This is a genomic window from Synechococcus sp. YX-04-1 (assembly GCF_030546365.1).
GTDB lineage: Bacteria > Cyanobacteriota > Cyanobacteriia > PCC-6307 > Cyanobiaceae > Parasynechococcus.
In genome coordinates, this window is sequence record NZ_JAUONZ010000004.1 from 221,686 (window position 1) to 244,627 (window position 22,942).

A 22,942-nucleotide genomic window follows, 5' to 3' on the forward strand; every position below is an offset into this window, starting at 1 on the left:
AACCTTTAGAAGGGTAGGGAGACTGAAGGCTGAGGGAAAGTCTTTGCCGCGATACGCCCTCCTGCGCCACACCGGAGCACCGGACGACCCCTCTGGATGCCATTTCGATCTGCTGCTTGAGGATGGGGACAGCTGCCGAACTTGGCGACTATCCACAGTGCCGCAACCCAACGAAGCAGCTCAACCGGCGGTCCCCCTGCCTGCGCATCGAAAGGTGTGGCTGGAACCACGCAGTGCTGCAGTTTCGGGCGATCGGGGCTGGGCCGAACGAATCCATGCCGGCAGCTACAGCGGCGTGATCCCCAAGGCAACAGATGCAGACGTCACCCTGCAGCTCGAGGGCGACCTTCAGGGCTGCCTGCGCATCACAGCTGGGCACTGTTCCTTATCGAACCCTTGAGCTTTTTGTGGGTTCCGCTAGTTTCAGCCTGCTGAAAGCCCCTGTTCCTGTTGGTTCATATCAATCAGGTTGGGCTGACGCACTTCAAGTCGTTCGGCGGAGCGATGAGCATCCCTCTTGAGGAGGGATTCACCGTCGTGACCGGACCCAATGGCTCCGGCAAAAGCAACATTCTTGATGGCGTTCTGTTCTGCTTGGGCCTGGCCACCAGTCGTGGCATGCGGGCAGACCGCCTGCCAGACCTGGTCAACAGCGGCATGCTCAAGGCCGGCAAGGCCGCTGAAACAACAGTCAGTGTGCGCTTTGATCTGAGCGACTGGACACCCGATGCCGCCGAGGAAGGCTTGGAGGCACCGGCAGAGGGACCGTGGATTCAACCGGGACAGACGGAATGGACGGTCACCCGCAAACTGCGGGTGATGCCGGGGGGCTCCTACAGCTCCAGCTACAGCGCCGACGGGGTGCCCTGCAACCTGCAGCAGCTGCAGACCCAGCTGCGCCGCCTCCGGATTGATCCCGAGGGCAGCAACGTGGTGATGCAGGGGGACGTCACCCGCATCGTCTCGATGAGCAACCGCGACCGCCGCGGCCTGATCGATGAACTGGCCGGTGTTGCCTTGTTCGACACCCGGATCGAACAGACCCGCCGCAAGCTCGATGACGTTCAGGAGCGCCAGGAGCGCTGCCGGATCATTGAGCAGGAACTGCTGGCCAGCCGCCAACGGCTGGAAAAGGACTGCGCCAAGGCCCGGCAGTACCAGGAGCTCAGGGAACGGCTGCAACTGGGACGCCGCCAGGAAATGGTGCTGGCCTATGAGGCAGCCCAGCAGGCCCTCAAAGATCTGGCCACGCGTCAACAGGCGCTGGAAGCTCAGGAACAGAGAGACGCCGCGGCCATTGCCAACGGCCGGGAGCAGCTCAACAAGGCTGTGGCCGAACTGGACCTGCTGCAGGAGCAGGTGAAGGCCCTGGGCGAGGACCAGCTGCTGGCGGTTCAGGCGGAACTGGCTGGCCTCGACACCAGCAACCGCGAACTGGATCGCCAGGCCAGCCTCCATCAAGAGGAAGGGCAGAAACTGCAGGCGCAGCGCCAAGACCTCGCCACCCGTCGCCAGCAGTGGCAGCTCCAATCACGGGAGCTTGAACGCGATCCCCATCAGGACGCCTTGAACGCTGCAGAAGACCACTGCAAAGCCGCTGAAGCGGCGGTGGAGATGTCCCGCCGCAGGCTGGCGGATGTGGCGGGCCGCTCCGGCGCCTGGGTGGAGGAACAGAAGCGCCGCAGTGGTCGGCGTCAGGAATTGCAATCCAGCGTCGCTCCTTTGTTGGAGGAACAGCAGCAGTTGCAGGAACGGCTGCGCCAGGAACGGGAACGGCTGGAGGAGCTCACCCAGGAGCAGCACCAGGACGGCGCCGACGGTGACGCCGTGCAGCAACAGCTCGCAACCCTGGAGGAGACCTGGCAAACCCTGCTGCAATCCATTGCCGACGGCAAACAGGAGCTCCAGCAGACCGCCGAATCCCTGGCCATCCAACAGCGCACCCGCAGCCGACTGGAACAGGAGCAGACCCGCTTGGAACGGGAGATCGCTCGCCTGGAGAGCAGGCGGGATGCCCTTCAGGAAAGCCGCGGCACCGGAGCCCTGCGCCTGCTGCTGGAGGCCGGCCTCGATGGCATCCATGGTCCTGTGGCCCAACTGGGGGAGGTGGAGGATCGCCATCGCCTTGCCTTGGAGGTGGCCGCCGGAGCCCGTCTCGGCCAGGTGGTGGTCGACGACGACCGCATCGCCGCCCGCGCCATCGAACTGCTCAAGAGCCGCCGTGCCGGCCGGCTCACCTTCCTGCCCCTGAACAAGATCCGCGCTCCTGGTGGAGGTGGATCAGCCGCTTTTGCCCGGGGGGCACGCCCCGGTGGGGACAGCGGCGCTGGATTGATCGGCCGGGCCGTGGAACTGGTGCGGTTCGAGCCGGTCTACGACCAGGTGTTCGCTTACGTCTTCGGTGACACCTTGGTGTTCTCCGACCTGGCCAGTGCCCGCCAACAGCTGGGCCGCTCCAGGGCGGTGACCCTGGATGGCGAGCTGCTGGAGAAGAGCGGCGCCATGACCGGCGGCAGCTTCTCCCAGCGAAGCAGCAGCCTCAGCTTTGGCCGCAGCAGCGATCAGGACGAAGCCGAACCCCTGCGGCGGCGCCTGCTGGAACTGGGGGAATCTCTGGTGGCCTGCCGGCGGGAGGAGTCGAAGCTGGCGCAACTGATCGAGCAACAAAAACCCCAGCTGCGCGAACTGGAAAAGCAACAAGCAGCCCTGATCGCCGAGCGCAATGCGGCCCGGCGCAATCACGGCCCCCTGCTCGAGCGCAGCCGCCAGCGGGCCGAACGGCTCAGCAAGCTGCAGCAGGATCAGACCGAGCAACAGCAACGGCTCGAAGCCATCAGCGCTGCACTCACCCCACTCACCGCAGAGCTCCAGGCCTTGGATGAGGCAGAGCGCAACAGCGGTAACAACGACGATGCCGCCGCCTGGGCCCAACTGCAGACGGAACAGGAAGCCGCCGACCAACGGCTGGAAACGGCCCGCAGCGAACGTGACCAGCTGCTGAATGCCCGCCGCGAGCGGCGGCTGGCGATTGAACGACTGGGGGATCAGGAGAAGGCCCTGGCCGCCGAAGAAGCCCGGTTGCAGGAGGCGGTGAAGGTCCTGGCTACCGCCCATGGGGCCTGGCGCCAGCAACAGAGCGACCTCCAAGACAAGCGCAAACAGCTCGAGCAGCAGCAGAGCGACCTGCAGGAGCGCTTCGGCAGCCAACGCCGGGCCCGGGATGCCGCGGAAGCCGAGGTGGGCCGGCAGCGTCAGGCCCTGCAGCAGGCCGAATGGAATCTGGAGCGACTCAAGGAAGACCGCGAAGGACTAATCGAAGAGCAGCGCAGCGGAGCGGTGCGCCTGCAGGAGATGGAGCAGGCCCTGCCGGACCCGAGACCGGAGATCCCGGAGGCCCTGCGCCTGGCGGGCCTGGAGGCGTTGCAGGCCGATCTGCAGGCGATCCAGCAACGCATGGAAGCCTTGGAGCCCGTAAACATGCTGGCGCTGGAGGAACTGGAGGCCCTGGAACAGCGGCTCAACGAACTGAACGAACGGCTCGAGGTGCTCAACAGCGAGCGGGAGGAACTGCTGCTACGGATCGAAACGGTGGCCACCCTGCGCCAGGACGCCTTCATGGAGGCCTTCACGGCCGTGGACGGACATTTCCGCGAGATCTTCGCCTCGCTCTCCGATGGTGATGGCCACCTTCAACTGGAGAACCCGGAGGAGCCCCTAGAAGGAGGCCTCACCCTGGTGGCCCATCCCAAAGGCAAGACCGTGCGGCGCCTGGCCTCGATGTCGGGTGGGGAGAAATCACTCACCGCCCTGAGCTTCCTGTTTGCCCTGCAGCGCTTCAGGCCGTCGCCGTTCTATGCCCTCGACGAGGTGGACAGCTTCCTCGACGGCGTCAATGTGGAGCGCTTGGCTGCTCTGATCGCCCGTCAAGCCGAGGCAGCCCAGTTCATGGTGGTCAGCCACCGCCGCCCAATGATCGGCGCAGCCCAGCGCACCATCGGCGTGACCCAGGCCCGCGGCGCCCACACCCAGGTGGTGGGTTTACCGGATGCCGCCTAAACGAACTGAGTTTTCGCTGTGCAATCTGAACGTGACAGGCGGAACCCCTGCGCCACAATGATCTGACTGTCCATGGCCGAGGGCCCGCGCTTGACCCCGACCCCTACCCCAACTGACGCCATCACCACTGGCGTGCCCAGCGATCGCCTCTGGTTGCGCTCCGAACTGATGGGCACCCAGGTGATCACCCGTGACACCGGCCGCCGCCTAGGGGTGGTGGGTGAAGTGATCGTCGATATCGACCGCCGTGAAGTGGTCGCCGTCGGACTGCGGGACAACCCACTGACCCGTTTTCTGCCCGGCCTGCCGCGCTGGATGCCGCTGGACCGGATCCGTCAGGTGGGCGACGTGATCCTGGTGGATTCCGCCGACTCCCTGAGTGAGAACTTCAACCCCGAGCGCTACAGCCGGGTGATCAACTGCCAGGTGATCACCGAGTCCGGCGAGCAGCTCGGGCGCGTACTCGGCTTCGCCTTCGACATCGAAACCGGAGAACTCACCACCCTGGTGATGGGAGCCCTTGGCGTGCCCCTGTTGGGGGAAGGAGTGCTGAGCACCTGGGAAATGCCGGTGGAGGAGATCGTCAGCAGTGGCCCGGATCGGATCATTGTTTATGAGGGTGCCGAAGACAAGCTCAAACAGCTGAACAGCGGCGTGCTGGAGAAGCTGGGGGTCGGTGGCCCCAGCTGGGAAGAGCAGGAGCGGGAGCGCTACCGGGTCAACCTGGTACCCGTCGAAAATCAGCTCACCTCCGGCCAACCGCAGGAGCAGGAGCAACGACGGCTCAAGGCTTCAGAAGCCGAGCGGCTTGAAGCTGATGCAGAACTGGAATACGTGGAACTGGAGGACCGGCGGCAGGAGTCCATGCAGCAACGCCGCTACCTCGATGAGCCCCAGCGGTACGACGAGCAGAGCTACGCGGAACCACCCCGCTACGACGAGCGGCCGGCTGAGCGAGCTCGGACCTTCAACGAGCCCGCGCCCTACGAACAGGAGCCTGCCTACAAAGAACAGGCTGCTTACGAAGAACAGCCCCCACGGCGAGCGATGCCAGCCTCCCGCCGAGCGGTTCAGCAGTCCGGCGAGCCCCTGGATGTGGAACCGATGGAAGACAGAGCACCCCAGCGCCGAAGCCAGGATCTCGACGATCCCTGGTGAACGGGCCGAAGGCGCCGATAGTCGTTCAGGACGCCTTGAAGTCCAACGATGCACTGTTGACGCAATAGCGCTGGCCCGTGGGCGCGGGGCCATCAGGAAAGACGTGCCCGAGGTGAGCGTCACATTGAGCGCAATTGATTTCGGTGCGCACCATCCCGTGGGTCAGATCCTCCTTGATGGTGATTGCCTCAGAATTCACTCCGTCCCAGAAGCTCGGCCAACCCGTTCCCGAATCGAACTTGGTATCGGAACTGAACAGGGGTGCGCCACAGCAGACGCAGTGGTACATCCCGGTGGCTTTGTTGTTCCAGTAAGCCCCGGTGAACGCTCGCTCGGTGCCGCCGCAGCGGGCCACCTGGAACTGCTCCGGGGTGAGTGATTGTTTCCACTCCTCGGCGCTGCGTTCGACCGGATTGGACGGAGTCATGGTCGTCGAAACCAGAGTCCAGCGCAGCCTAGGAAGCGTTGAGCTCTCGAGGAAGCAACCCCCTCACCTCGGAGGCCAATGCCGCCACCGCCCCAGGCTCTCCGCGCAAGGCCTGGAGGTCCTGGCGCTGACCCTCCAACCGCTCGGGCGCGTTCAACCAATCGCAGGCCTCCAGCGCAATCGCCTCGGGGGTGATCGCCCCCACCCGCTCCGGCACCACGGCGCGACCCGCACTGATGTTGGGCCAGGCCATAAACCCGTTGTTACGCAGACGCCAGAAAGTCAACAGAACTCCGATCAGACGCCGCAGACCCGGCAGTCGCGCTAGCAGCCCCAGCCCGCCGTCCCAGGCCTGCATCACCTCCAGGTGCTGAGTGGGAACAATCACGATCATCGGCACCGCAAGGGCGCCGAGTTCGGCCGTGTTGGCACCGACCGTGGTCAGGGCCAGGGCGCACTGGCTCAAGGGGCCATGGGCCGGATGCTGCTCCAGCAGAAGAATCCGCGTCCCAGCCGCGGTCACGATCTCTGTTGCAGAACCACTCCGGTCAAGCGACGCCACGGAGGCGCTGTAGCGGGAAGCAATCGGGTTGGATGCGCCGGCGAAACGCAGCAGCTCATCAACGCTTGTGGTGGGAGCCAGCGGCAGCAGAAAGCGGCATCCGGGTTGCAACCGAGCCAGACGATCCGCGGTGTCGAGCAGAAAGGGCATACCAACGCTCAGCTTGGCCGGCTTGGATCCCGGCAGCAGGGCCACCCACCGGCCCTCAGGGAGGGGATCCTCGCGGCGAGCGAAGGACGACAGATCCGCCATCAGATCGCCAACCACGCGGCATCGGGGCTGGTAACGGACCGGCAGCTGGAGCCGCACCGCGTCCGACATCGCCGCAATCCGGTCGTTCCAGCCCGGCCAACGCGCCACCCACTCGGCATAGGTGATGTGGCGGTAGCCGAGACGAGCCGAGAGCAAAACAGTCCAGAACTGATCACCGCCCAAGAAGACCACCACACCCTTCTGCGGCCATGGGCCGTAGCGCTGGGGACGCAACAGCAGCGACCAAAAGCGCCATGCCGGCACGATGCGATCAAACAAGCCCCAGGGCTCAGCTGCCGCGCGCTCCTGGCCGGTGGCATTGGGGCAGGGCACCAACACCAAATGCAGGGATGCCGGTGCATTCGAAGACCGGGGACGCAGGCGAAGGCTGGCGTGCAGCCGCTCGGCCAGTGGGCGGACCCAGGTGGTCAACTCACCGGGACCGTTCGAAACAAGAACTACGGCCGGTCCTGGTTCTGCTGGGCGGGGACGGGCCAAAGAAAAAAATGCGGATGGCGAGACTTGAACTCGCAAGGCCGAAGCCACACGCCCCTCAAACGTGCGTGTCTACCAATTCCACCACATCCGCGTGGTCGACTTCACCGCTCGGGTGTTGTCGAGGACAGATCATACCGGGCAGGGTCTTCGCTCTCTGCATCTTCGGTCTGCGCTGATACGATCCGGCGTCAGGCCTGAACATGCTGCGGGATGCCCATCGGCAAAGTGCTGATCGCCAACCGCGGCGAGATTGCCCTCAGAATCATTCGAAGCTGCCGAGAGCTCGGCATCGCCACCGTTGCTGTTTACAGCTCAGTGGATAAAGACGCACTTCATGTCCAGCTCGCTGATGAAGCGGTCTGCGTGGGCGAAGCCCTGAGCAGCAAGAGCTACCTCAACATTCCCAACATCCTGGCGGCCGCAACCTCCCGCGGTGCTGACGCCATCCACCCCGGTTACGGGTTCTTGGCGGAGAACGACAAGTTTGCCGAGATGTGCCGTGATCACGGCCTCACCTTCGTTGGACCGTCCCCTCACGCGATTCGCTCGATGGGGGACAAGTCGACCGCGAAGTCGACCATGCAGTCGGTGGGAGTTCCCACGGTGCCCGGCAGTGCAGGTCTGCTCAGCAGCACAAAGCAGGCGGCCGTCCTGGCCGAAGAGATGGGCTATCCCGTAATGATCAAGGCCACCGCCGGCGGCGGCGGTCGCGGCATGCGCCTTGTTCCAGACGCCAGTCAGCTGGAAAGCCTCTACAAAGCAGCCCAGGGGGAAGCGGAAGCCGCCTTCGGTAACCCCGGCCTGTACATGGAGAAATTCATCGATCGGCCGCGCCACGTGGAAGTGCAGGTGTTGGCCGACCGCCACGGCAATGTGGTGCACCTTGGCGAGCGGGACTGCTCGATTCAGCGCCGTCACCAAAAACTGCTTGAGGAGGCCCCAAGCCCAGCCCTGGATCCCGAGTTGCGCCGCCGCATGGGCGAAGCAGCCGTAGCTGCTGCCCAAAGCATCAATTACGAGGGCGCCGGAACGGTGGAATTCCTGCTTGACCGCAGCGGGGGCTTTTATTTCATGGAGATGAACACCCGGATCCAGGTGGAGCACCCGGTGACCGAAATGGTCACGGGTGTGGATCTGATCGCCGAGCAGTTGCGCATCGCCGGTGGCGAACCCATCAGCGTGCGCCAGGAGGAAATCCAACTCACCGGCCATGCCATCGAATGCCGGATCAATGCTGAGGATGCGCGCCATAACTTCCGTCCCGCCCCCGGACGCATCACCGGATGGCTGCCCCCCGGCGGGCCGGGTGTGCGCGTCGACAGCCACGTCTATACCGGCTACGACATCCCACCCTTCTACGACTCCCTGATCGGAAAGCTGATCGTTTGGGGCAAGGATCGCGACCACGCCATGGCCCGGATGAAGCGGGCCCTGAACGAATGTGCCGTCACCGGGATCCCAACAACTGTGGAATTCCACCTGGAGATGCTGGATCGGCCGGAGTTCATCAACGGCGATGTGCACACCAAATTCGTAGAGCAGGAGATGCTCCCCTGAGCTCAGGCAGCCGCCTGGGCGTTCATCAGGATCTGTGAGAGCAGCCCCTGCTGACCGACCAATAACTCGCGCACGAGACTGATCAAACCCACCCAAATCACCGGGGTGACATCGACCCCACCGATCGGGGCGATCACGCGGCGGCTGACCGCCAGCACCGGCTCCGTCGGCCACGCCACTACAGGCCAGGCCCCCTGATTCAGGTCGACCTGGGGGTACCAGGTGAGCACGATGCGCAGCAGGAATGCCAGGGTCCAGGCAGCCAACAGCAGGCCGAGCAACAGGTGGAGAACTGGCAGGGCCTGGAGCAGCAGCGGCATCACAAAGCTCAAAGCAAATCGTCTCGTCATCGTAGAAAGACGGCATCGCTTCTTAAGATCACCGCGGCTTTGATGCAGACGGCAGTAACCCCATGACCCCCTCCCTCTCCAACTTTCTGAGCAGCCTCCTTTGGGGAGGTGTGATCGTCGTGATTCCTGCCTCCATTGCCCTGTTTCTGCTGAGCCAGACCGACCAAGTCGATCGCAAGCTCTGATCTTCCCCTGGCGCCCCTCGTAGACTGACTCCTAAGCGGGAGCAGAGCTTTGGTTAACGCCAGTCTCAATTGGGCCAGCATCGTCGGCATCGTTTTGGCCGTCGGCGGCGCTCTGCTCTATTTCATGCGGTCGTTCAAGCCCGCCCTGGCCCGGGACTACGACGTGTTCTTTGCAGCCATCGGGCTGCTCTGCGGCGGCATCCTGTTCTTCCAGGGCTGGCGCCTCGACCCGATTCTTCAGTTCGGCCAGTTCCTGTTAGCAGGGACAACCGTTTTCTTCGCCTACGAAAGCGTGCGCCTGCGTGGCGTCGCCACCGAGCAGGCGCGGCGCTCCGCCTATTTCGACGACGAACCCGCGCCAGCCCGGGGCGGAGGCCAAGGCGGTCTCCGGGGCGGCTGGGAGGACGGCGGTTACGACCGTTTTGATGAACCCCAGCCGGTGCGACGCCGCTTCTCCGGCCGAGACGATGAGGCCGAAGACCGGCCCGAAGAGGAGTTCTACCGGCCGCGCCGCTCCAGCCGTGCCGCCATTCCTGAGGAAGCCGCCAGTCGTCGCTCCTCAGGACCTGATCAAGGCGATTCCGGCTGGGGACAAAACGACGAACGCTCCCGTCGCATGGCTCGCTTCCGTGCCGGAGAAGCCCGGGATGAACGCCGTCCCGACTTCGGCTCCAGACGGACGGATCGAGACGAACAACGCCGCGGCAGCCGTCCGATGGGGCGGCCTGAGCGTCCTTCCGGCGAACCCGCTCCCTCAGGAGCAGAGGATGCCGCCTTCACCCCCAGCCGCAGTTCAGCGCCGAGTAGTGCGGCACCGAACCGGGGACGCCCCAGCGCCAATTCCAGTGCCGCGAGCGACTCCAGGCGATCCGCGGAACAGCCACTGGCCTCGAACCGGCCCAGCAGCAACCGCCAACCCCCCCGCAGCTCACGGCCCTCCTCCGGCAGACCGCGGGACAACAGCTCCCGCTTCGACGACTGAGCCAGTTGTCTCGCCCGCTGCTGATCCTGCTCGCCAGTCTGGTGCTGGCGGGCTGCAACGGTCGCAGTGAACGGGCCGCTGGTGCCTTACTCGCAACCAGTCAGCAAGCACCAGCCCTGAGTGGCAGTGGTGAGTGGCTGGCGGTCATCAGCGATCGCGGCGGCAGACCCACGGTGCAGCTGCGCCGTCTCAGCGACAGATCAGTTGTGTCTGTTCCTCAGCTGAGCCGCCATCAACCCCACAGCTCCCCCTCTTTGAGCTGGAACGGCCGCTACCTTGCAGCGATCACCCAGCGGGGGCGCCGCCGACTCGCGGTGGTGACCGACCGTTTAAACGGCCGGATGCATCCCCTGCCGCTGCCGGGAGGCCGAGACCCGGTGCAGCTCAGCCTGGCGCCTGATGCACAGCAAATCGCCCTCCAGGTGACGGATCAGGGCCGGTGGCGCGTGGAACTGCTGGATCTAAGTGATCTGCTCGAACCGGACCGTCCTCCTGGGCAGAGCCTCTCCACACCGGCGTTGTCGTCAGAGCCATGATCCGCGTCGCTCTGCTTTTCAGCCTGATGCTGATGACCGGGTGCAGCAGCCCCAGGCCCACCCCTCGGCCCGACCTCAACGGCCTGCTGCGTCAATCGGTGAACAGCCGGCGGGATCCATCCCTAGGGGGACGCTGGCTGGCCAGCCTGGGCCAACGCAATGGACGGGAGCGGGTCGAACTGATCGACCTGCGCACTCGCAACCCTGTCCCACTGCCTGGCCTCAACCGTGCGGATGCCCAACCAATCAGCGTCAGCATCAGTGCCGATGGGCAACGCTTGGCCGTGGTCCAACAGCGGGAAGACCGCACCGAACTGGTGCTCTACCGGCGCAACGTTGGGGCGACGCAACGGCTTCCCCTGGATCCACCGGGTGTACCCCGCAGCGTCAGCCTGGACGGCTCAGGCCGGCGCTTGGCGGTGCAGGTAAGCCGAAACGGCCGCTGGGATGTGGATCTAATCCGCCTGCCCTGATCAGGGAAGCAGGCCCGCCCAATGCAGGAACGTGTCGCCGCTGAGCACCTCGATCAGCAGCACAGCCACAAAACCCACCATGGCGAAGCGGCCATTCACCCGCTCCGCATAGCCACTCCAGCCGAAGGCAGGCACATCGTTGGTGGTAGCGGACGTCTCCGGAACGGACGTGGTGTCAGGGGGCTCGCTGGTGGAGGTCATCCGGCCGCTTCAGGAACGCCCGAAGTCATAGCTGGTCGCCGGGATCAGCCGCCAGTCGCGATCACCGCTGAGCTCCAGAACAGTGTCATGGAAGTCCTTCAGGGTTGGCCGGTGGCCCACGCTGATGAAAGCCACCTCCCGGTCTCGCAACAGGGAATAAAGGCGGGATTCGGTCTCGACATCCAGGGCACTGGTGGCTTCATCCAGCACCACGACCTTGGGCGAATTGAGCAGCAGCCGCGCAAAGGCCAGCCTCTGCTGTTCACCCAGAGAGAGCAGCCGCGGCCAGTCCTGCTTGATGTCGAGGTCGGGATAACGCTGCAGCAATTTGCCCAGCATCACTTGATCCAAAACAGCCCGAAGCTGCTCATCGCTGAAACGGGCCTGATCGAGGGGATAACAAAGCTGTTCACGCAGGGATCCCAACGCCATGTAGGGCTTTTGGGGAATGAACAACAGGTCTCCCTGCCCAGGGGAATAAACGGTGCCCGTCGGCGAACCCCAAAGACCACTCACCACCCGCAGCAGTGAGGTTTTGCCACAGCCTGAGGGGCCCACCACTAGCAGCCCCTCGGCGCTGTCAAGGGAAAAACTGAGGTCACGAACCAGCACGTTGTCAGTGCGAGGTGTTTTGACCGTCACCCCCTGAAGCGCCAGGTGCTCGGACGGCACAATTCGCGGCACGTAATCACTCCACTCCTCGCGATCCAGGTTGGAGATGTTTGATTGAAAACCTTCAAGCCGGTTGATCGATGCCGAAAAACGAGCCAAGGCTTCGATGTTGTAGATGATGAAAAACAACGATCCCTCAACTAGGTTGTAAGCAACGTTCGCCTGAGCGAAGCCGCCATAATCCATTTCCCCAGCAAGAATTGGTGCCGCAAGGATCAGATAAGGGATGAAATTGCTGGCGTAGATGCTTGAGCGCTGCAGCACCCGCAGCAGCACCTCCCAGACAATCAGCAGATTAAAGTTCTCAACGACAGTGGCCAGACGACGCGTCACCTCCTTGGCTTCCTGCTGCTCTCCGGCATAGAAAGCAATCGATTCGGCGTTGTCCCGCACCCGCACGAGGCCATAGCGGTAATCCGCTTCAAAACGCAACTGGAAATTGTTCAGCCGCACCAGCTTGCGACCGGCAACAATCATCAAGACCGAAATCGCCGCGGCATAGGCCAAGAGAGCGAACGTCAAACCCTCACTCACCGAATAAAGGATGAGAATATTGAGGGAAAACGTGAGAATTGAATCAAAGATATTGAGCGCGAAACCAAGTGCTTGAGCTGTGAAATCACGAACATCCTCGGAAATACGCTGATCTGGGTTATCAACATTGGTGGCCGCTTCATCATTGGGATTGAGCACGTAATAGGCCCTATCCCGCAGATAGTCGTCCACCAGGCTCAGCGACAACCATTCCCGCCAGAACAGCCCCAGTTTCTGGGTGAAATAAAACTGCAGGCTGCGAATCGGCAGCGCGACCGCAAAACAGGCGCCGTAGATCCAGAGGTTGCGATAAGACGCATCTCCGTCTTTGGAGATCAACGCATTGGTCAGATCCCTGGCGATGAATGTGATACCGGCATTGATGCCGTTCACACTCAACAGCATCAGGATGATTAGGCCGAGAAACAGCCAAGGCAGCCAGCGGCGATGCCTGAGTTGGCCCCGCACAGAAGCGAAGACCACAGCCCCCAGAACGAACAGGGCACTAATCCCCGCCCCCCATCCACGGGACCAGAGCATGGCCAGGGAGGACTGGACACCACCGAGGTACTGGCCGGTCAACTCCGGCAACAGCCACGACAGGCCGTTCATCAACCCGGTGACCAGGAACAGCACGATCCCTGCCACACAGAAGAGCAGGCTCACCAGCAGTCCAAAGAACTGCCAACCGTTGTCTTCGGTGTAGGGGAAGAAGTAGGGCTGCGAAAGCCGACGCAGCTTGGCGGCCTGATTGCGCAGGTTCTGAAGCTGGTGGGTCATGCCACTGCTGAACTGTGCTCAGTCTGGCTGTCACCGCGCCACTTCGCCGCTGACATCAACCGGGGGGCCACTCCAGAGGACGCCCACCGATCACGTGAACGTGAAGGTGAAACACCGTCTGTCCAGCACCGGCTCCGCTATTGATCACCGTGCGGAAGTCGTCCAGCCCCTCCTGTTTGGCCACGCGCGCAGCCACCAGCAACAGGTGACCCAGCAGAGCCTCATCCTCGACAGCAGCGGAACGCAGGCTCTCGATCGGCTTGCGGGGAATCACCAGCACATGCACCGGAGCTTGGGGGGCGACATCGCGAAAGGCCAGGCACTGCGCATCGCTGTAGACCTCATCGCAAGGGATCTCGCCACGAAGGATCTTCCCGAAGATCGTGTCGTCTGCCATGGGCCTCGAAAAGGAAGGAACAGCGGGACCGGTGTGACAGCAGGGGCATGAATCTCCTGCGTCACCTTCCAAAGAATGCTGGCACGTTGTCTCAGTGCATCCCTGCAAGGCCTGGAGGCCAGACCGGTGGTGGTGGAGGTGGATCTCGCCCCGGGGCTGCCAGGCATCCAGCTGGTGGGTCTGCCGGACAAAGCGATTCAAGAATCACGGGAGCGGGTCCGCTCCGCCCTGCGCAACAGCGGCTTCCGCGGCCCCCTGGTGCGCGTGGTGATCAACCTGGCACCTGCCGATCTGCGCAAGGAAGGCCCCTCCTTTGATCTGCCCATCGCCCTGGCCCTGTTGGTGGCCAGCGGGCAGCTCGCCCGCCCTCAGCTGGAGGGCCTCTGGTGTGCCGGAGAATTGGGACTCGATGGCAGCCTCAGGCCCTGTCGAGGGGTGATTGCCCTCGCCGAAAAAGCCCATCAGCAAAGGGCCCGGGCCCTGGTGGTTCCTCCTGAGAATGCCCATGAAGCCAGCCTGATTGAAGGGCTAGCGATCCACACCGCGCCCAACCTGCACGCGCTGGTTCAGCACCTCAAAGGAGAACAACCCTGGCCGGGGATCGGTTGCAGTCGCTCACGCACCTCAGCGGCAAACACCGGTCCTGATCCCTGGCCCTGCCTCGATAGCAGCCTGGCCTCCCGCGCCCTGGCTCTTTCAGCGGCCGGCGGCCATCATCTGCTTCTCGTGGGTCCCCCTGGCTGCGGCAAGACCCGTCTGGCCCATCAACTGCCGCGGCTGCTGCCAGGCCTGAACCGCAAGGAAGCGCTCACCATCACGCGCATCCATTCCGTCGCCGGCCATCTGCATGGCATCGATCAACTGCAACAGCAGCGCCCCTTTCGATCGCCACACCACAGTTGCACCGCTGCCGCCTTGCTGGGCGGCGGACGCTCACCCCGTCCCGGGGAAGTGAGCCTGGCCCACGGTGGCGTGCTCTTCCTCGATGAGCTGGCGGAATTTTCGCGAACGGTGCTGGATCAATTGCGGCAGCCCCTGGAGGACGGCGCCGTGCAGATCAGCCGTGCCCAGCAGAGCACAGTGTTCCCGGCCCTGATCACCTTGGTAGCGGCCACCAATCCCTGCCCCTGCGGCTGGCATGGCGACCGCGACCATGGCTGTCGCTGCAGCATCAGCCAGCGCCAGCGGTACTGGCAGCGGCTCTCCGGCCCGCTTCTGGATCGGCTCGATCTCCAACTGCGGCTGGAACGGCGCTCCGCCAAGGAGATGGCAGCGGTGCTGAAGCAGCCGAGCCCAACACAAGCCTCAGCGTCCTGGTGCACCCCCGCACGGATTGAAAGGGCCCGGCAGCGGATGCAGAGGCGCAATCCTGGTGGAGAGAGCAACGGGCGGCTGTCGGCTGCAGCGCTGCGGCAAAGCGGAACCATCGAGGCAACGGCACTCGACCTTTGGCAACAGCTGATCAACCAGCGCGGCCTGAGCACACGCAGCAGCCTTCAACTGTTGCGCGTGGCGCGCACCATTGCCGACCTCAACGACCGGACCAGCGTCGATCGAAACGCCGTAGCGGAAGCGAGTTGCTTCCGCTGCACAGATCTGCTCAAGCAGCCTGGATCTCAGTAATCGCGAGCTCGCTTCTCAGGCGTGTCCCGGTAGGGCTGGGTGCCGATCGGTGGGGGCTGGAGATGGCGGTCGTCGAACGACCCCAGCGCATGGGTCATCGCTTCACCGAACCAGTGGAACCATTGCACAACCGTTGTTTTCATCACAGCCTCCGGGGGGTCTTCCTTCAGTGTGAAATCACTGACAAAGAAGAACAACAGGTGTTTACACCGGTTGTGTACTGGCTCAGTAAGACGGAGCAGTAGAGCTCTCGATCTGTTCAGTCTCAGCAGGCGCCTTGTTTGGGCTGGAACCAGCCACTGGTGCGCTGTCCCGATAGACGTAGAGATGGCCCAGGCTCTTCTTGCCATAGGCCCGTCGCTTCAAGGTCCAGCCCGGCTCAAGCTTGAGCTGAACAAAGCCACTTGCGGCACCACCAGCCCGAGCCACAAGCATGGTCGGCTGGGAGGGATTCTTGGTCGGAGTGGCCAGCAACTCGATATCTCTACCGGTGTTCACCACGCTGAGCCGGTATCGGGTGCCGAGGTCATCACCCCCGATGCGCAGGGAATAACCGTTGCCATCGATGTAGCGGTTGCAAACCCCAGTGAAATCAAACTTGGACAACAAGGGATCCACCATGGCGGGTGATCCTGCGGCCACAGCAAAACAGGGACGTTTCGTGGTGCGCTGCTCGTAGATGTTCAGCTGCGAACGCTCGCCCTGACCGATCGGGGCCGATACCAAAACGAAATTGCCTAACTCCACGGGCACCGCCGTGAACAGCGAACCCTGGGCCAGGGCCACCGGTGCAGAGGTCGCTGCGAGAGCGAGGCCGGCAGCGGCCACGATTCGAAAGCGTGCCATCACGTCCATGGAGGAACTGAGCGGATCGTAAAAGTGATGCCTGGATCGGTCGCCCCCGATCAGGCCGGTTTGTTCAGGCGAATCGCGAACAGAAGAGTCCCCACGGTTCCAGGGGCCGCCAGGGCCAGGATCCAACTGGTGGTTTTGACCCCGAGATCGGGATCGCCGTAGGCCAGTTCAAACACACAGCCTGTGCTGGCGATACCCAGAACACAGGCGAGGGCCAGGAAAACGCCGGCCAGGGGTTTCATCGGCATAACTCAGGCGACGCTCCGCACATCTTGGCGCTCGAAACCCTTCTCCTTGAGCTCCTTTTGCAGACCGTCTTCATCGGTGACGCGATCAACAAACAACACGCCATTGAGATGGTCCATCTCGTGCTGAATGCAGCGGGCCATCAGGCCATCGGCCTTCATCTTCCGGGGCCGACCCATCTCATCGCGGAAGCTCAGTTCAATCGCAGTAGGGCGGACGACATCGAGGTAAACCCCAGGGATGCTGAGACATCCCTCTTCGTAGGTGTCGAGCCCGGCGCTGGCCGCCGTGATTTCCGGATTGATCAGCACCAGGGGCGGCGTGGCTGCATTTTCAAGATCGAGATCAATCACCAGCAGCTGCTGGTGGATCCCCACCTGAGGAGCCGCCAGGCCGATGCCCTTCGCGGTGTACATGCTGCGCAGCATGTCGCGGGCCAGCTCCCGCACCTGCTCATTCACCTTGCCGATGCGGCGCGCGGATTGCCTCAACACCTCATCGCCCAGGGTGTGAATCTCCAGCGGAGGAGTTTCGAGGGCCGTCTTGGGCACCAGCATCGTGTCCCGCGACTTATCGGCCTGACGGGCCAACTCTGCAAAGCTTCCTGCCAAGACCAATGCCGCGTTGATTCAGCATGGTAATTGGCCTGAATCAGCCGTTATGGGAGCCGTTCCGTTATCCGCGCAACATGCCGTTGGCCGTTTGCCGGGACTCAAGGAACCGTCCCTGGTCAGTGGACCCGATGCAACGTTATGGCTGATCTGGCTGGAACAGCGCCCCCAGGAGCGCGGCCGCACCACAGCCTTGATCCGCCGTTTCGGCGATTCCGAGGCAACGCCCCAGGAGCTGACGCCGGCCCCCAGCAATCTGCGCAGTCGCGTGCATGACTACGGCGGCGGCGTGCTCGCCACTGCTGCGGAGCAGGACAGGTTGATCCTGACCTGGATCGAGCGCGGCTGCCTCTGGCGTCAGGACTGGCGCCTGCCGCAGACCAACACAAATCACCCCACCCCCCTGGCAACAGCTCAACGGCTCAGCCGGGAGGGCGACTGGGAGCTTGCGGATGGCGTCCTCGATCTGCCGAGGCAGCGCTGGATCGGAATCCGTGAAATCAACGGCCATGACGAGCTGGTGACCCTGGAGCTGAACGCAACGGATCAGACGCCGCTGCTGCTGCACCAACCGACGGACTTTGCCGGCTATGGCTGCTTGAGCGCCGATGGCCAGCGCTTCGCCTGGGTGGAGTGGCAGCAACCCGCCATGCCCTGGGACAGCAGCAGTCTCTGGTGCGCGGAGTTCAGCGACACAGGCGGGCTACTCAGACCTCGTCAGCTGGCCGGAGGCGACGGCGTCTCGGTGTTTCAACCCCAATGGCTGCCCGAAGGGCAGTTGCTTGTGGCGGAGGACAGCACGGGTTGGTGGAACCTGATGCTCCAGTCCAGCGCCGACGCCGCCTGGGAGAGGCCCTGGCCGATGGCGGCCGAAACGGCCATGCCCCAGTGGATCTACAGGATGAGCACCACGGCCTGGGATGGGGAACGGCTGATCGCTGCCGTCTGCAGCCGCGGGGCCTGGTCATTGCAACGGCTCGGTCTGGATGGAACGGTGCAGCCGTTGTCGCAACCGTTTGATGACCTCGCGGGCTTGAGCGCATGCCACGGCCGCGCCGTAGCCGTGGCCAGCAACAGCACCAGCGTGGCCGGCCTACTGGAACTCGACCTGCGACCGGCCACCCAGCTCTGGAGCCACAGCCCCGCCATCACGGCACCGTTACCGGTTGAGGCAATCAGCGTGGCCGAACCGCTGTGGTTCGACGGCCATCAAGGGGAACGCACCCATGCCTGGTATTACCCCCCCAGCGGCAACCCACCAGGGGCCGCCCCACTGCTGGTGAAAAGCCACAGCGGACCAACGGCCATGGCCCGCCGCGGCCTCAGCCTCGCGATTCAGTACTGGACCTCTCGAGGCTGGGGCGTTGTGGACGTGAATTACGGCGGCTCAACAGGATTCGGCCGGGACTATCGGGAGCGCCTCAACGGGGGCTGGGGCGTGGTGGATGTGGCCGACTGCGCCGCCGCAGCCCAGGCCCTGATCGAGGCCGGTCGCGCCGATCCCGGCAAGATCGCCATCGAAGGCGGCAGTGCCGGCGGCTTCACCACCCTGGCGGCCCTCTGCTTCACCAAGGTGTTCCGGGCCGGAGCCTGCCGCTATGCGGTCTGTGATCTCACAGCCATGGCTGAAGACACGCACCGGTTTGAAGCGCGCTATGTGGATCGCCTGGTGGGGGAATGGCCCGCAGCGCGTCCTTTGTATGAGCAACGGTCGCCACTGTTTCATGCCGATCGGATTCGCTGTCCGGTGCTGTTCTTCCAGGGGTTGAAAGACAAGGTGGTGCCTCCGGAACAAACCGAACGCATGGCCGAAGCCCTGCGCAGCAATGGCATCCCGGTGGAGGTGCGGCTCTTCGACGACGAAGGCCATGGCTTCCGCAACCAAGCCACCCAAATCCAGGTTCTGGAAGAGACAGAAGCCTTTTTTCGGCGTCAATTGGGCCTGTCTGAGCAGCGAAAGTGAAGGCCAGAGGGCATCATCAAATCACGACAGATCGAGACAATAAATAGACCAAATCTAAAGTCCATATACGATAAAAAAAGCTTGGTTTCGTATTGATGCTTCAACGTTGGCGCCGCGAATTTGTCGAGTTCTTCTTCACCAAGGGCAGTGCTTTGACGGTCGCGATTGCATTCATTGTGGGGCAGCAATTCACAAGAATCGTCGATTCAGTCACCAAAGACCTGTTGATGCCACTCCTGAACCCATTGGTTCCCAAAGGCAGTTTCGAAGATCTCAAAATCGACTATTTCGGCGGCGCCATTGAGATTGGAAAGTTATTTGACACCATCATCGAAGCCCTCCTTGTGGCCTGGATGCTGTTTCTCATCCTCAAGGCGATCAAACGGATTGAGCGGCAAACCTCTGCATCCACCGAAGAACCAGAGCTGAGCTAGCAGATGGTTACAACCCACACAACCCCGTTCAGCAGATGTGATGGGTTGAGCCAGCAACCAGCAGGAAACTTCAACCTGTGCCCCACGGAACCCAACAAAAAGCGTTGAACCTGAGAGGGTGGCGCCAGCCTCCTGAGTATTAATGCGGATCCTGCGTTACCGCGGCAACAGCTACGCCAGCCCTGAGCCGATCAACGCGGCACCCCGTCCCGGCGCACGCTCTTACCGCTGGGTGAAGTACGCCATTGAGACCAACAAGGTTGTCCCCCTACAGCAACGCGAATCAGCAGCAAGCAACGATCAGCTGGCCGCCTGAGCTAGCTCAGCTGTGTTCGCGCAGGAAGGCAACCGTGGAGGCGAGCTCCTCGCTGAAGCGGTCGATCTCTTCAAAGGTGCTTGTGAAGCTCAAGCTGGCTCGCGCTGAAGCCGTCACGTCATAGAGACGGTGCAAGGGCTGACAGCAATGGTGACCACTGCGGATGCAGATCCCGGATGCATCGATCAGAGCGGCAATGTCGTTGGCATGCACCCCATCCACCAGGAATGTGGCCAGAGCACCGCGCTCGGGCTGTTGCTCAGGCGTGGGGCCCAAGACCCTCACACCATCAATGGCCTGCAGCCGGTTGAACAAATGCCGGGTGAGCTGCGCCTCCCAGGCCTGAATCGCCTCCAGACCCACCGCCTGCAAATAACGAATCGCGGCCCCCATGCCCACCGCTTCACCAATGGCAGGCGTACCCGCTTCGAACTTGTGGGGCAACACCGCCCAGGTGCTGTGGTCGAGGAAAACGTCTTGGATCATTTCCCCGCCGCCCAGGAAAGGAGGCATCGCCTCCAGCAGCGACTCCCGCGCCCAGAGAAAACCCATGCCGGTGGGGCCACAGAGCTTGTGGGAGGAGCCCACCAGAAAATCGGCATCGAGAGCCGCAACATCAATCGGCTTGTGAGCCAGGCTCTGGCAGGCATCCACGAGCACGCTGGCGCCAACGGCATGGGCTGCGGGGATCACCTGATCAAGAGGATTGCAGCAGCCCAGGGAATTACTGATATGCACCAGGCTCACCAGTCGGGTGCGCTCATTGAGCTGGGCCCGAAAATCCTGCAGATCCAGCTCACCAGATTCGGTGATACCCACATGGCGCAGCACGCAACCGGTGCGCTGAGCCAACAGCTGCCAGGGCACCAGGTTGCTGTGGTGCTCCATCACCGTGAGGAGGATTTCATCCCCTTGCTTGAGGTTGGCGTCACCCCAGGTGCGCGCCACCAGATTGATCGCTTCGCTGGCATTGCGGGTGAAGACAATCTCTCGGGCACTGGCGGCGCCCACGAAGGCCGCCGTCGTGCTGCGGGCTGCTTCAAAGGCATCGGTGGCGCGGGCACTCAGCTGGTGAGCACCGCGATGCACGTTGGCGTTGTCGCAGCTGTAGTACTGCTGCAGCGCCTCGAGCACCTGACGAGGCTTCTGGCTTGTGGCAGCGTGATCGAGATAAATCAGCGGCCGACCATCGGGAGCACACTGCTCAAGAATCGGAAAATCGGCACGATATCGCGACGATAAATCAACAAAATCAGCACTAGATCGTGCTTCGGCGGCGATCGTCATGAGGCGAGGCTCTCCATCACGCGCTCCAGGGGGCGCCAAGCCTGAGCCGCAGCAGGAAGCTGGGCAATCACCTCCTGGCAGGCACCACGCAGAAGCAGCGCCGTTGCATCCGACGCAGCGATACCCCGGCTCTGGAGATAAAACAGCTCATCGTCCTGAAGCTGCGACACGGTGGCGCCGTGGGCGCAGCGCACATCGTCCGCCACGATCTCCAGCTCGGGCTTGGTATCCACCCGGGCACGTTCAGACAGCAGCAGGTTGCGGCTCAACTGCGCAGCATTGGTGCGCTGAGCATCGCGGGGAACACTGATGGCACCGTTGAAAATTGCATGGGATTGACCACCGGCCAGGCATTTCTGCAACTGATCCAGCTCTCCCTCCGGCCCGTCGAAGCGCACCGCGGAGTGGGTGGCCAGCTGCTGATCGGCGCCGGCCACAGCCAAACCTTTGAGCACGGTCTGCGCCTGGCCATCCACTTGCACCACCCGAGGCTCAACCCGTCCCAGGTTCCAGCCCTGAACCACCGAGGTAAGGGCATAGGAGCTGCGAGGCTCCTGCTCGACAGCCAAATGGGCCATCAGCGATGACGCGCCATCCGCCGTGGCCAGAACGCCATGGCGCAGCTTGGCCTCCTGCCCCAGATGCACTTCCAACACATGACTGTGAGCCGACGCCCCCTCAGCCAGCAGCACCTGCATCAGCTCCAGCTCTGCCTTTTCCTCCAACAGCAGTAAAACCCGCGTGGCGTTCAACCCGGCACCCGCCGCAAGGACCAGCTCCAACGGGCCGACCCGTCCCCGCACCCTGAGGGCAAGGATTTGCTGGGCTTTGGCGTGGTTGAACTCCACGGGCCAGACCTGGGCACAACCGCAGCGGTCCAGGGTGTGGCCGAGGGCCTGCTCAAGCTCTTCGGCATTCAGCGCCGTGATTCCGTCCGGAAGAACCTGCCCAGCCAAGGGATCATCAAACCCATTAATCACCAGCCGGGTCACCCCTTCCAGGCTGGCCGGCAGGGATGTGGACAGCGGCGAAGCACTGGCCGGCAATGCCGATACAGCAGCAAGACGTTTGAGGTCGGTGAGACGCCAGGGCTCCTGGCGGCGGTTGGGCAAACCAAGCTGTTCCAGGGCGGCTCGACCGCGCTCCTGCACTGGCGCCAGCACACTGCTCGCCATGGTCAAGCAGCTCCTTGAGCGGCCAGCTCCTGATCCACCCAGTCGTATCCGGTCTGCTCCAGCTCAAGCGCCAGCTCCCGGCCTCCGGTGCGCAGGATCCGGCCTGACGCCATCACATGCACATAGTCCGGAGTGATCTCATCGAGCAGACGCTGGTAGTGGGTGATCAGCAGCGTGGCGTTGTCTTCCGTCGCCAGCTGGTTCACACCTCCGGCCACGATGCGTAGAGCATCGATATCCAGGCCGGAGTCGGTTTCATCCAAGATCGCCACCACAGGCTCCAGTAACGCCATCTGCAGAATCTCGTTGCGCTTTTTCTCTCCCCCGGAAAAGCCTTCATTCACACTGCGCTCGAGGAAAGCAGGATCCATCTGAACCACCTTGAGCTTCTCGTGCACGTGGTCCTCGAAGGCAAAGGTGTCGAGCTCCTCCTCCCCCTGCTTTTCCCGCCGGGCATTGGTGGACACCCGCAGGAATTCCAGGTTGCTGACGCCAGGAATTTCAACGGGGTACTGAAATCCGAGGAACACCCCCAGACGGGCCCGCTCTTCAGGCTCCAGCTCAAACAGATCCTGGCCGCGATAGCGGACGGTGCCACCCGTAACCCGATAGGCGGGATGTCCAGCCAGCACCTTGGAGAGCGTGCTCTTGCCACTGCCGTTGCGGCCCATCACGGCATGCACCTCACCCGCCCTCACCTGCAGGTTCACACCCTTGAGAATGGGCTTGTCCTCGACGGAGGCATGCAGGTCTTGGATATCGAGCAGCAGCTCAGCGTCAGGGCGAATCACGGAAGGCGTCGTTGAAAAAAC

The 22,942-nt window shown here is 63.1% G+C and carries 25 protein-coding genes and 1 tRNA gene; 12 read left to right on the forward strand and 14 right to left on the reverse strand.

Annotated elements, in window-relative coordinates; genetic code table 11:
• The first annotated feature begins 43 nt into the window (after positions 1-43).
• The 3 genes from Q3Y53_RS09030 (at position 44) to Q3Y53_RS09040 (ending at position 5,214) form a co-directional block, all read left to right on the forward strand.
• Positions 44-400 carry a hypothetical protein gene (locus Q3Y53_RS09030; RefSeq protein WP_226425107.1) on the forward strand — a complete coding sequence of 119 codons (357 nt, stop codon included), beginning with the start codon at positions 44-46 and terminating at the stop codon, positions 398-400.
• Between the two features lie 50 nt (positions 401-450).
• Positions 451-4,056, forward strand: coding sequence for a chromosome segregation protein SMC (gene smc, locus Q3Y53_RS09035; RefSeq protein ID WP_303535224.1), 3,606 nt, complete (start codon positions 451-453; stop codon positions 4,054-4,056).
• Between the two features lie 72 nt (positions 4,057-4,128).
• The gene (locus Q3Y53_RS09040) at positions 4,129-5,214 is read left to right on the forward strand and encodes a PRC-barrel domain-containing protein (protein ID WP_303535226.1); all 1,086 of its coding nucleotides are present in this window, start codon (positions 4,129-4,131) and stop codon (positions 5,212-5,214) included.
• Positions 5,215-5,239: 25 nt separating this feature from the next.
• On the opposite strand, the gene msrB is transcribed toward Q3Y53_RS09040, so the two are convergent.
• The 3 genes from msrB to Q3Y53_RS09055 form a co-directional block, all read right to left on the reverse strand.
• On the reverse strand, positions 5,240-5,641 hold the full coding sequence (gene msrB, locus Q3Y53_RS09045; protein ID WP_226425105.1) for a peptide-methionine (R)-S-oxide reductase MsrB: 402 nt from the start codon (positions 5,639-5,641) through the stop codon (positions 5,240-5,242).
• A gap of 28 nt (positions 5,642-5,669) precedes the next feature.
• On the reverse strand, positions 5,670-6,953 hold the full coding sequence (locus Q3Y53_RS09050) for a glycosyl transferase (RefSeq protein WP_303535229.1): 1,284 nt from the start codon (positions 6,951-6,953) through the stop codon (positions 5,670-5,672).
• Positions 6,954-6,962: 9 nt separating this feature from the next.
• A tRNA-Leu gene (locus tag Q3Y53_RS09055) sits at positions 6,963-7,044 on the reverse strand.
• 119 nt (positions 7,045-7,163) lie between these two features.
• Here Q3Y53_RS09055 and accC point away from each other — a divergent pair.
• A complete protein-coding gene (gene accC, locus Q3Y53_RS09060) occupies positions 7,164-8,510 on the forward strand; it encodes an acetyl-CoA carboxylase biotin carboxylase subunit (RefSeq protein WP_226425103.1) in 1,347 nt (448 codons plus the stop codon).
• A gap of 2 nt (positions 8,511-8,512) precedes the next feature.
• Here the strand turns inward: accC and Q3Y53_RS09065 are convergent, their stop codons facing one another.
• Positions 8,513-8,833, reverse strand: coding sequence for a YggT family protein (locus tag Q3Y53_RS09065; RefSeq protein ID WP_303535349.1), 321 nt, complete (start codon positions 8,831-8,833; stop codon positions 8,513-8,515).
• 89 nt (positions 8,834-8,922) lie between these two features.
• Between Q3Y53_RS09065 and psbX the strand changes: the two genes are divergently transcribed.
• From psbX to Q3Y53_RS09085, 4 genes are read left to right on the forward strand one after another with little or no spacing between them, the layout of a single operon-like run.
• Positions 8,923-9,045 carry a photosystem II reaction center X protein gene (gene psbX / locus Q3Y53_RS09070; protein ID WP_006851281.1) on the forward strand — a complete coding sequence of 41 codons (123 nt, stop codon included), beginning with the start codon at positions 8,923-8,925 and terminating at the stop codon, positions 9,043-9,045.
• A gap of 49 nt (positions 9,046-9,094) precedes the next feature.
• Positions 9,095-10,027, forward strand: coding sequence for a Ycf66 family protein (locus Q3Y53_RS09075; protein ID WP_226425102.1), 933 nt, complete (start codon positions 9,095-9,097; stop codon positions 10,025-10,027).
• 5 nt (positions 10,028-10,032) lie between these two features.
• Complete coding sequence (locus Q3Y53_RS09080; protein ID WP_303535234.1) at positions 10,033-10,563, forward strand: hypothetical protein; 531 nt, start codon at positions 10,033-10,035, stop codon at positions 10,561-10,563.
• Positions 10,560-11,036 carry a hypothetical protein gene (locus Q3Y53_RS09085; protein ID WP_226425100.1) on the forward strand — a complete coding sequence of 159 codons (477 nt, stop codon included), beginning with the start codon at positions 10,560-10,562 and terminating at the stop codon, positions 11,034-11,036. The genes Q3Y53_RS09080 and Q3Y53_RS09085 overlap by 4 nt, the downstream gene beginning before the upstream one ends.
• Here Q3Y53_RS09085 and Q3Y53_RS09090 read toward each other — a convergent pair whose 3' ends face one another.
• The 3 genes from Q3Y53_RS09090 to Q3Y53_RS09100 are packed head-to-tail and all read right to left on the reverse strand — an operon-like array spanning position 11,037 to position 13,620.
• Entirely contained in the window at positions 11,037-11,237 is a 201-nt protein-coding gene (locus Q3Y53_RS09090) for a chlorophyll a/b-binding protein (RefSeq protein WP_226425099.1), read from the reverse strand. It lies immediately after the preceding gene.
• Positions 11,238-11,246: 9 nt separating this feature from the next.
• Complete coding sequence (locus Q3Y53_RS09095; protein WP_226425098.1) at positions 11,247-13,223, reverse strand: ABC transporter ATP-binding protein/permease; 1,977 nt, start codon at positions 13,221-13,223, stop codon at positions 11,247-11,249.
• A gap of 55 nt (positions 13,224-13,278) precedes the next feature.
• Positions 13,279-13,620, reverse strand: coding sequence for a histidine triad nucleotide-binding protein (locus Q3Y53_RS09100; RefSeq protein WP_303535237.1), 342 nt, complete (start codon positions 13,618-13,620; stop codon positions 13,279-13,281).
• A gap of 75 nt (positions 13,621-13,695) precedes the next feature.
• On the opposite strand from Q3Y53_RS09100, the gene Q3Y53_RS09105 reads away from it, so the two are divergent.
• Positions 13,696-15,243 carry a YifB family Mg chelatase-like AAA ATPase gene (locus tag Q3Y53_RS09105; RefSeq protein ID WP_303535238.1) on the forward strand — a complete coding sequence of 516 codons (1,548 nt, stop codon included), beginning with the start codon at positions 13,696-13,698 and terminating at the stop codon, positions 15,241-15,243.
• Here Q3Y53_RS09105 and Q3Y53_RS09110 read toward each other — a convergent pair.
• The 4 genes from Q3Y53_RS09110 to def are packed head-to-tail and all read right to left on the reverse strand — an operon-like array spanning position 15,237 to position 16,955.
• A complete protein-coding gene (locus Q3Y53_RS09110; protein ID WP_303535240.1) occupies positions 15,237-15,440 on the reverse strand; it encodes a hypothetical protein in 204 nt (67 codons plus the stop codon). The genes Q3Y53_RS09105 and Q3Y53_RS09110 overlap by 7 nt on opposite strands.
• A 28-nt stretch (positions 15,441-15,468) precedes the next feature.
• Positions 15,469-16,098, reverse strand: coding sequence for a DUF3747 domain-containing protein (locus Q3Y53_RS09115; protein ID WP_226425094.1), 630 nt, complete (start codon positions 16,096-16,098; stop codon positions 15,469-15,471).
• A 50-nt stretch (positions 16,099-16,148) separates the two neighbouring features.
• On the reverse strand, positions 16,149-16,346 hold the full coding sequence (locus tag Q3Y53_RS09120) for a hypothetical protein (protein ID WP_006850702.1): 198 nt from the start codon (positions 16,344-16,346) through the stop codon (positions 16,149-16,151).
• A gap of 3 nt (positions 16,347-16,349) precedes the next feature.
• A complete protein-coding gene (gene def, locus Q3Y53_RS09125) occupies positions 16,350-16,955 on the reverse strand; it encodes a peptide deformylase (RefSeq protein ID WP_006849977.1) in 606 nt (201 codons plus the stop codon).
• A gap of 49 nt (positions 16,956-17,004) precedes the next feature.
• Between def and Q3Y53_RS09130 the strand changes: the two genes are divergently transcribed.
• The 3 genes from Q3Y53_RS09130 to Q3Y53_RS09140 all read left to right on the forward strand — a co-directional run bounded on the left by Q3Y53_RS09130 (position 17,005) and on the right by Q3Y53_RS09140 (position 19,668).
• Positions 17,005-18,918: a prolyl oligopeptidase family serine peptidase gene (locus Q3Y53_RS09130; protein WP_303535244.1), complete on the forward strand. Its 1,914-nt coding sequence runs from the start codon at positions 17,005-17,007 to the stop codon at positions 18,916-18,918.
• Positions 18,919-19,013: 95 nt separating this feature from the next.
• Complete coding sequence (locus tag Q3Y53_RS09135) at positions 19,014-19,352, forward strand: MscL family protein (RefSeq protein WP_226425092.1); 339 nt, start codon at positions 19,014-19,016, stop codon at positions 19,350-19,352.
• 142 nt (positions 19,353-19,494) lie between these two features.
• Positions 19,495-19,668, forward strand: a complete 174-nt coding sequence (locus tag Q3Y53_RS09140) for a hypothetical protein (protein WP_303535245.1) — start codon at positions 19,495-19,497, stop codon at positions 19,666-19,668.
• Between the two features lie 6 nt (positions 19,669-19,674).
• Here Q3Y53_RS09140 and Q3Y53_RS09145 read toward each other — a convergent pair whose 3' ends face one another.
• The 3 genes from Q3Y53_RS09145 to sufC are packed head-to-tail and all read right to left on the reverse strand — an operon-like array spanning position 19,675 to position 22,921.
• Positions 19,675-20,955, reverse strand: a complete 1,281-nt coding sequence (locus Q3Y53_RS09145) for a SufS family cysteine desulfurase (RefSeq protein WP_303535246.1) — start codon at positions 20,953-20,955, stop codon at positions 19,675-19,677.
• Positions 20,952-22,130: a SufD family Fe-S cluster assembly protein gene (locus Q3Y53_RS09150; protein ID WP_226425089.1), complete on the reverse strand. Its 1,179-nt coding sequence runs from the start codon at positions 22,128-22,130 to the stop codon at positions 20,952-20,954. The genes Q3Y53_RS09145 and Q3Y53_RS09150 overlap by 4 nt, the downstream gene beginning before the upstream one ends.
• Before the next feature lie 2 nt (positions 22,131-22,132).
• Positions 22,133-22,921 carry a Fe-S cluster assembly ATPase SufC gene (sufC, locus tag Q3Y53_RS09155; protein ID WP_226425088.1) on the reverse strand — a complete coding sequence of 263 codons (789 nt, stop codon included), beginning with the start codon at positions 22,919-22,921 and terminating at the stop codon, positions 22,133-22,135.
• Between the last annotated feature and the right edge of the window lie 21 nt (positions 22,922-22,942).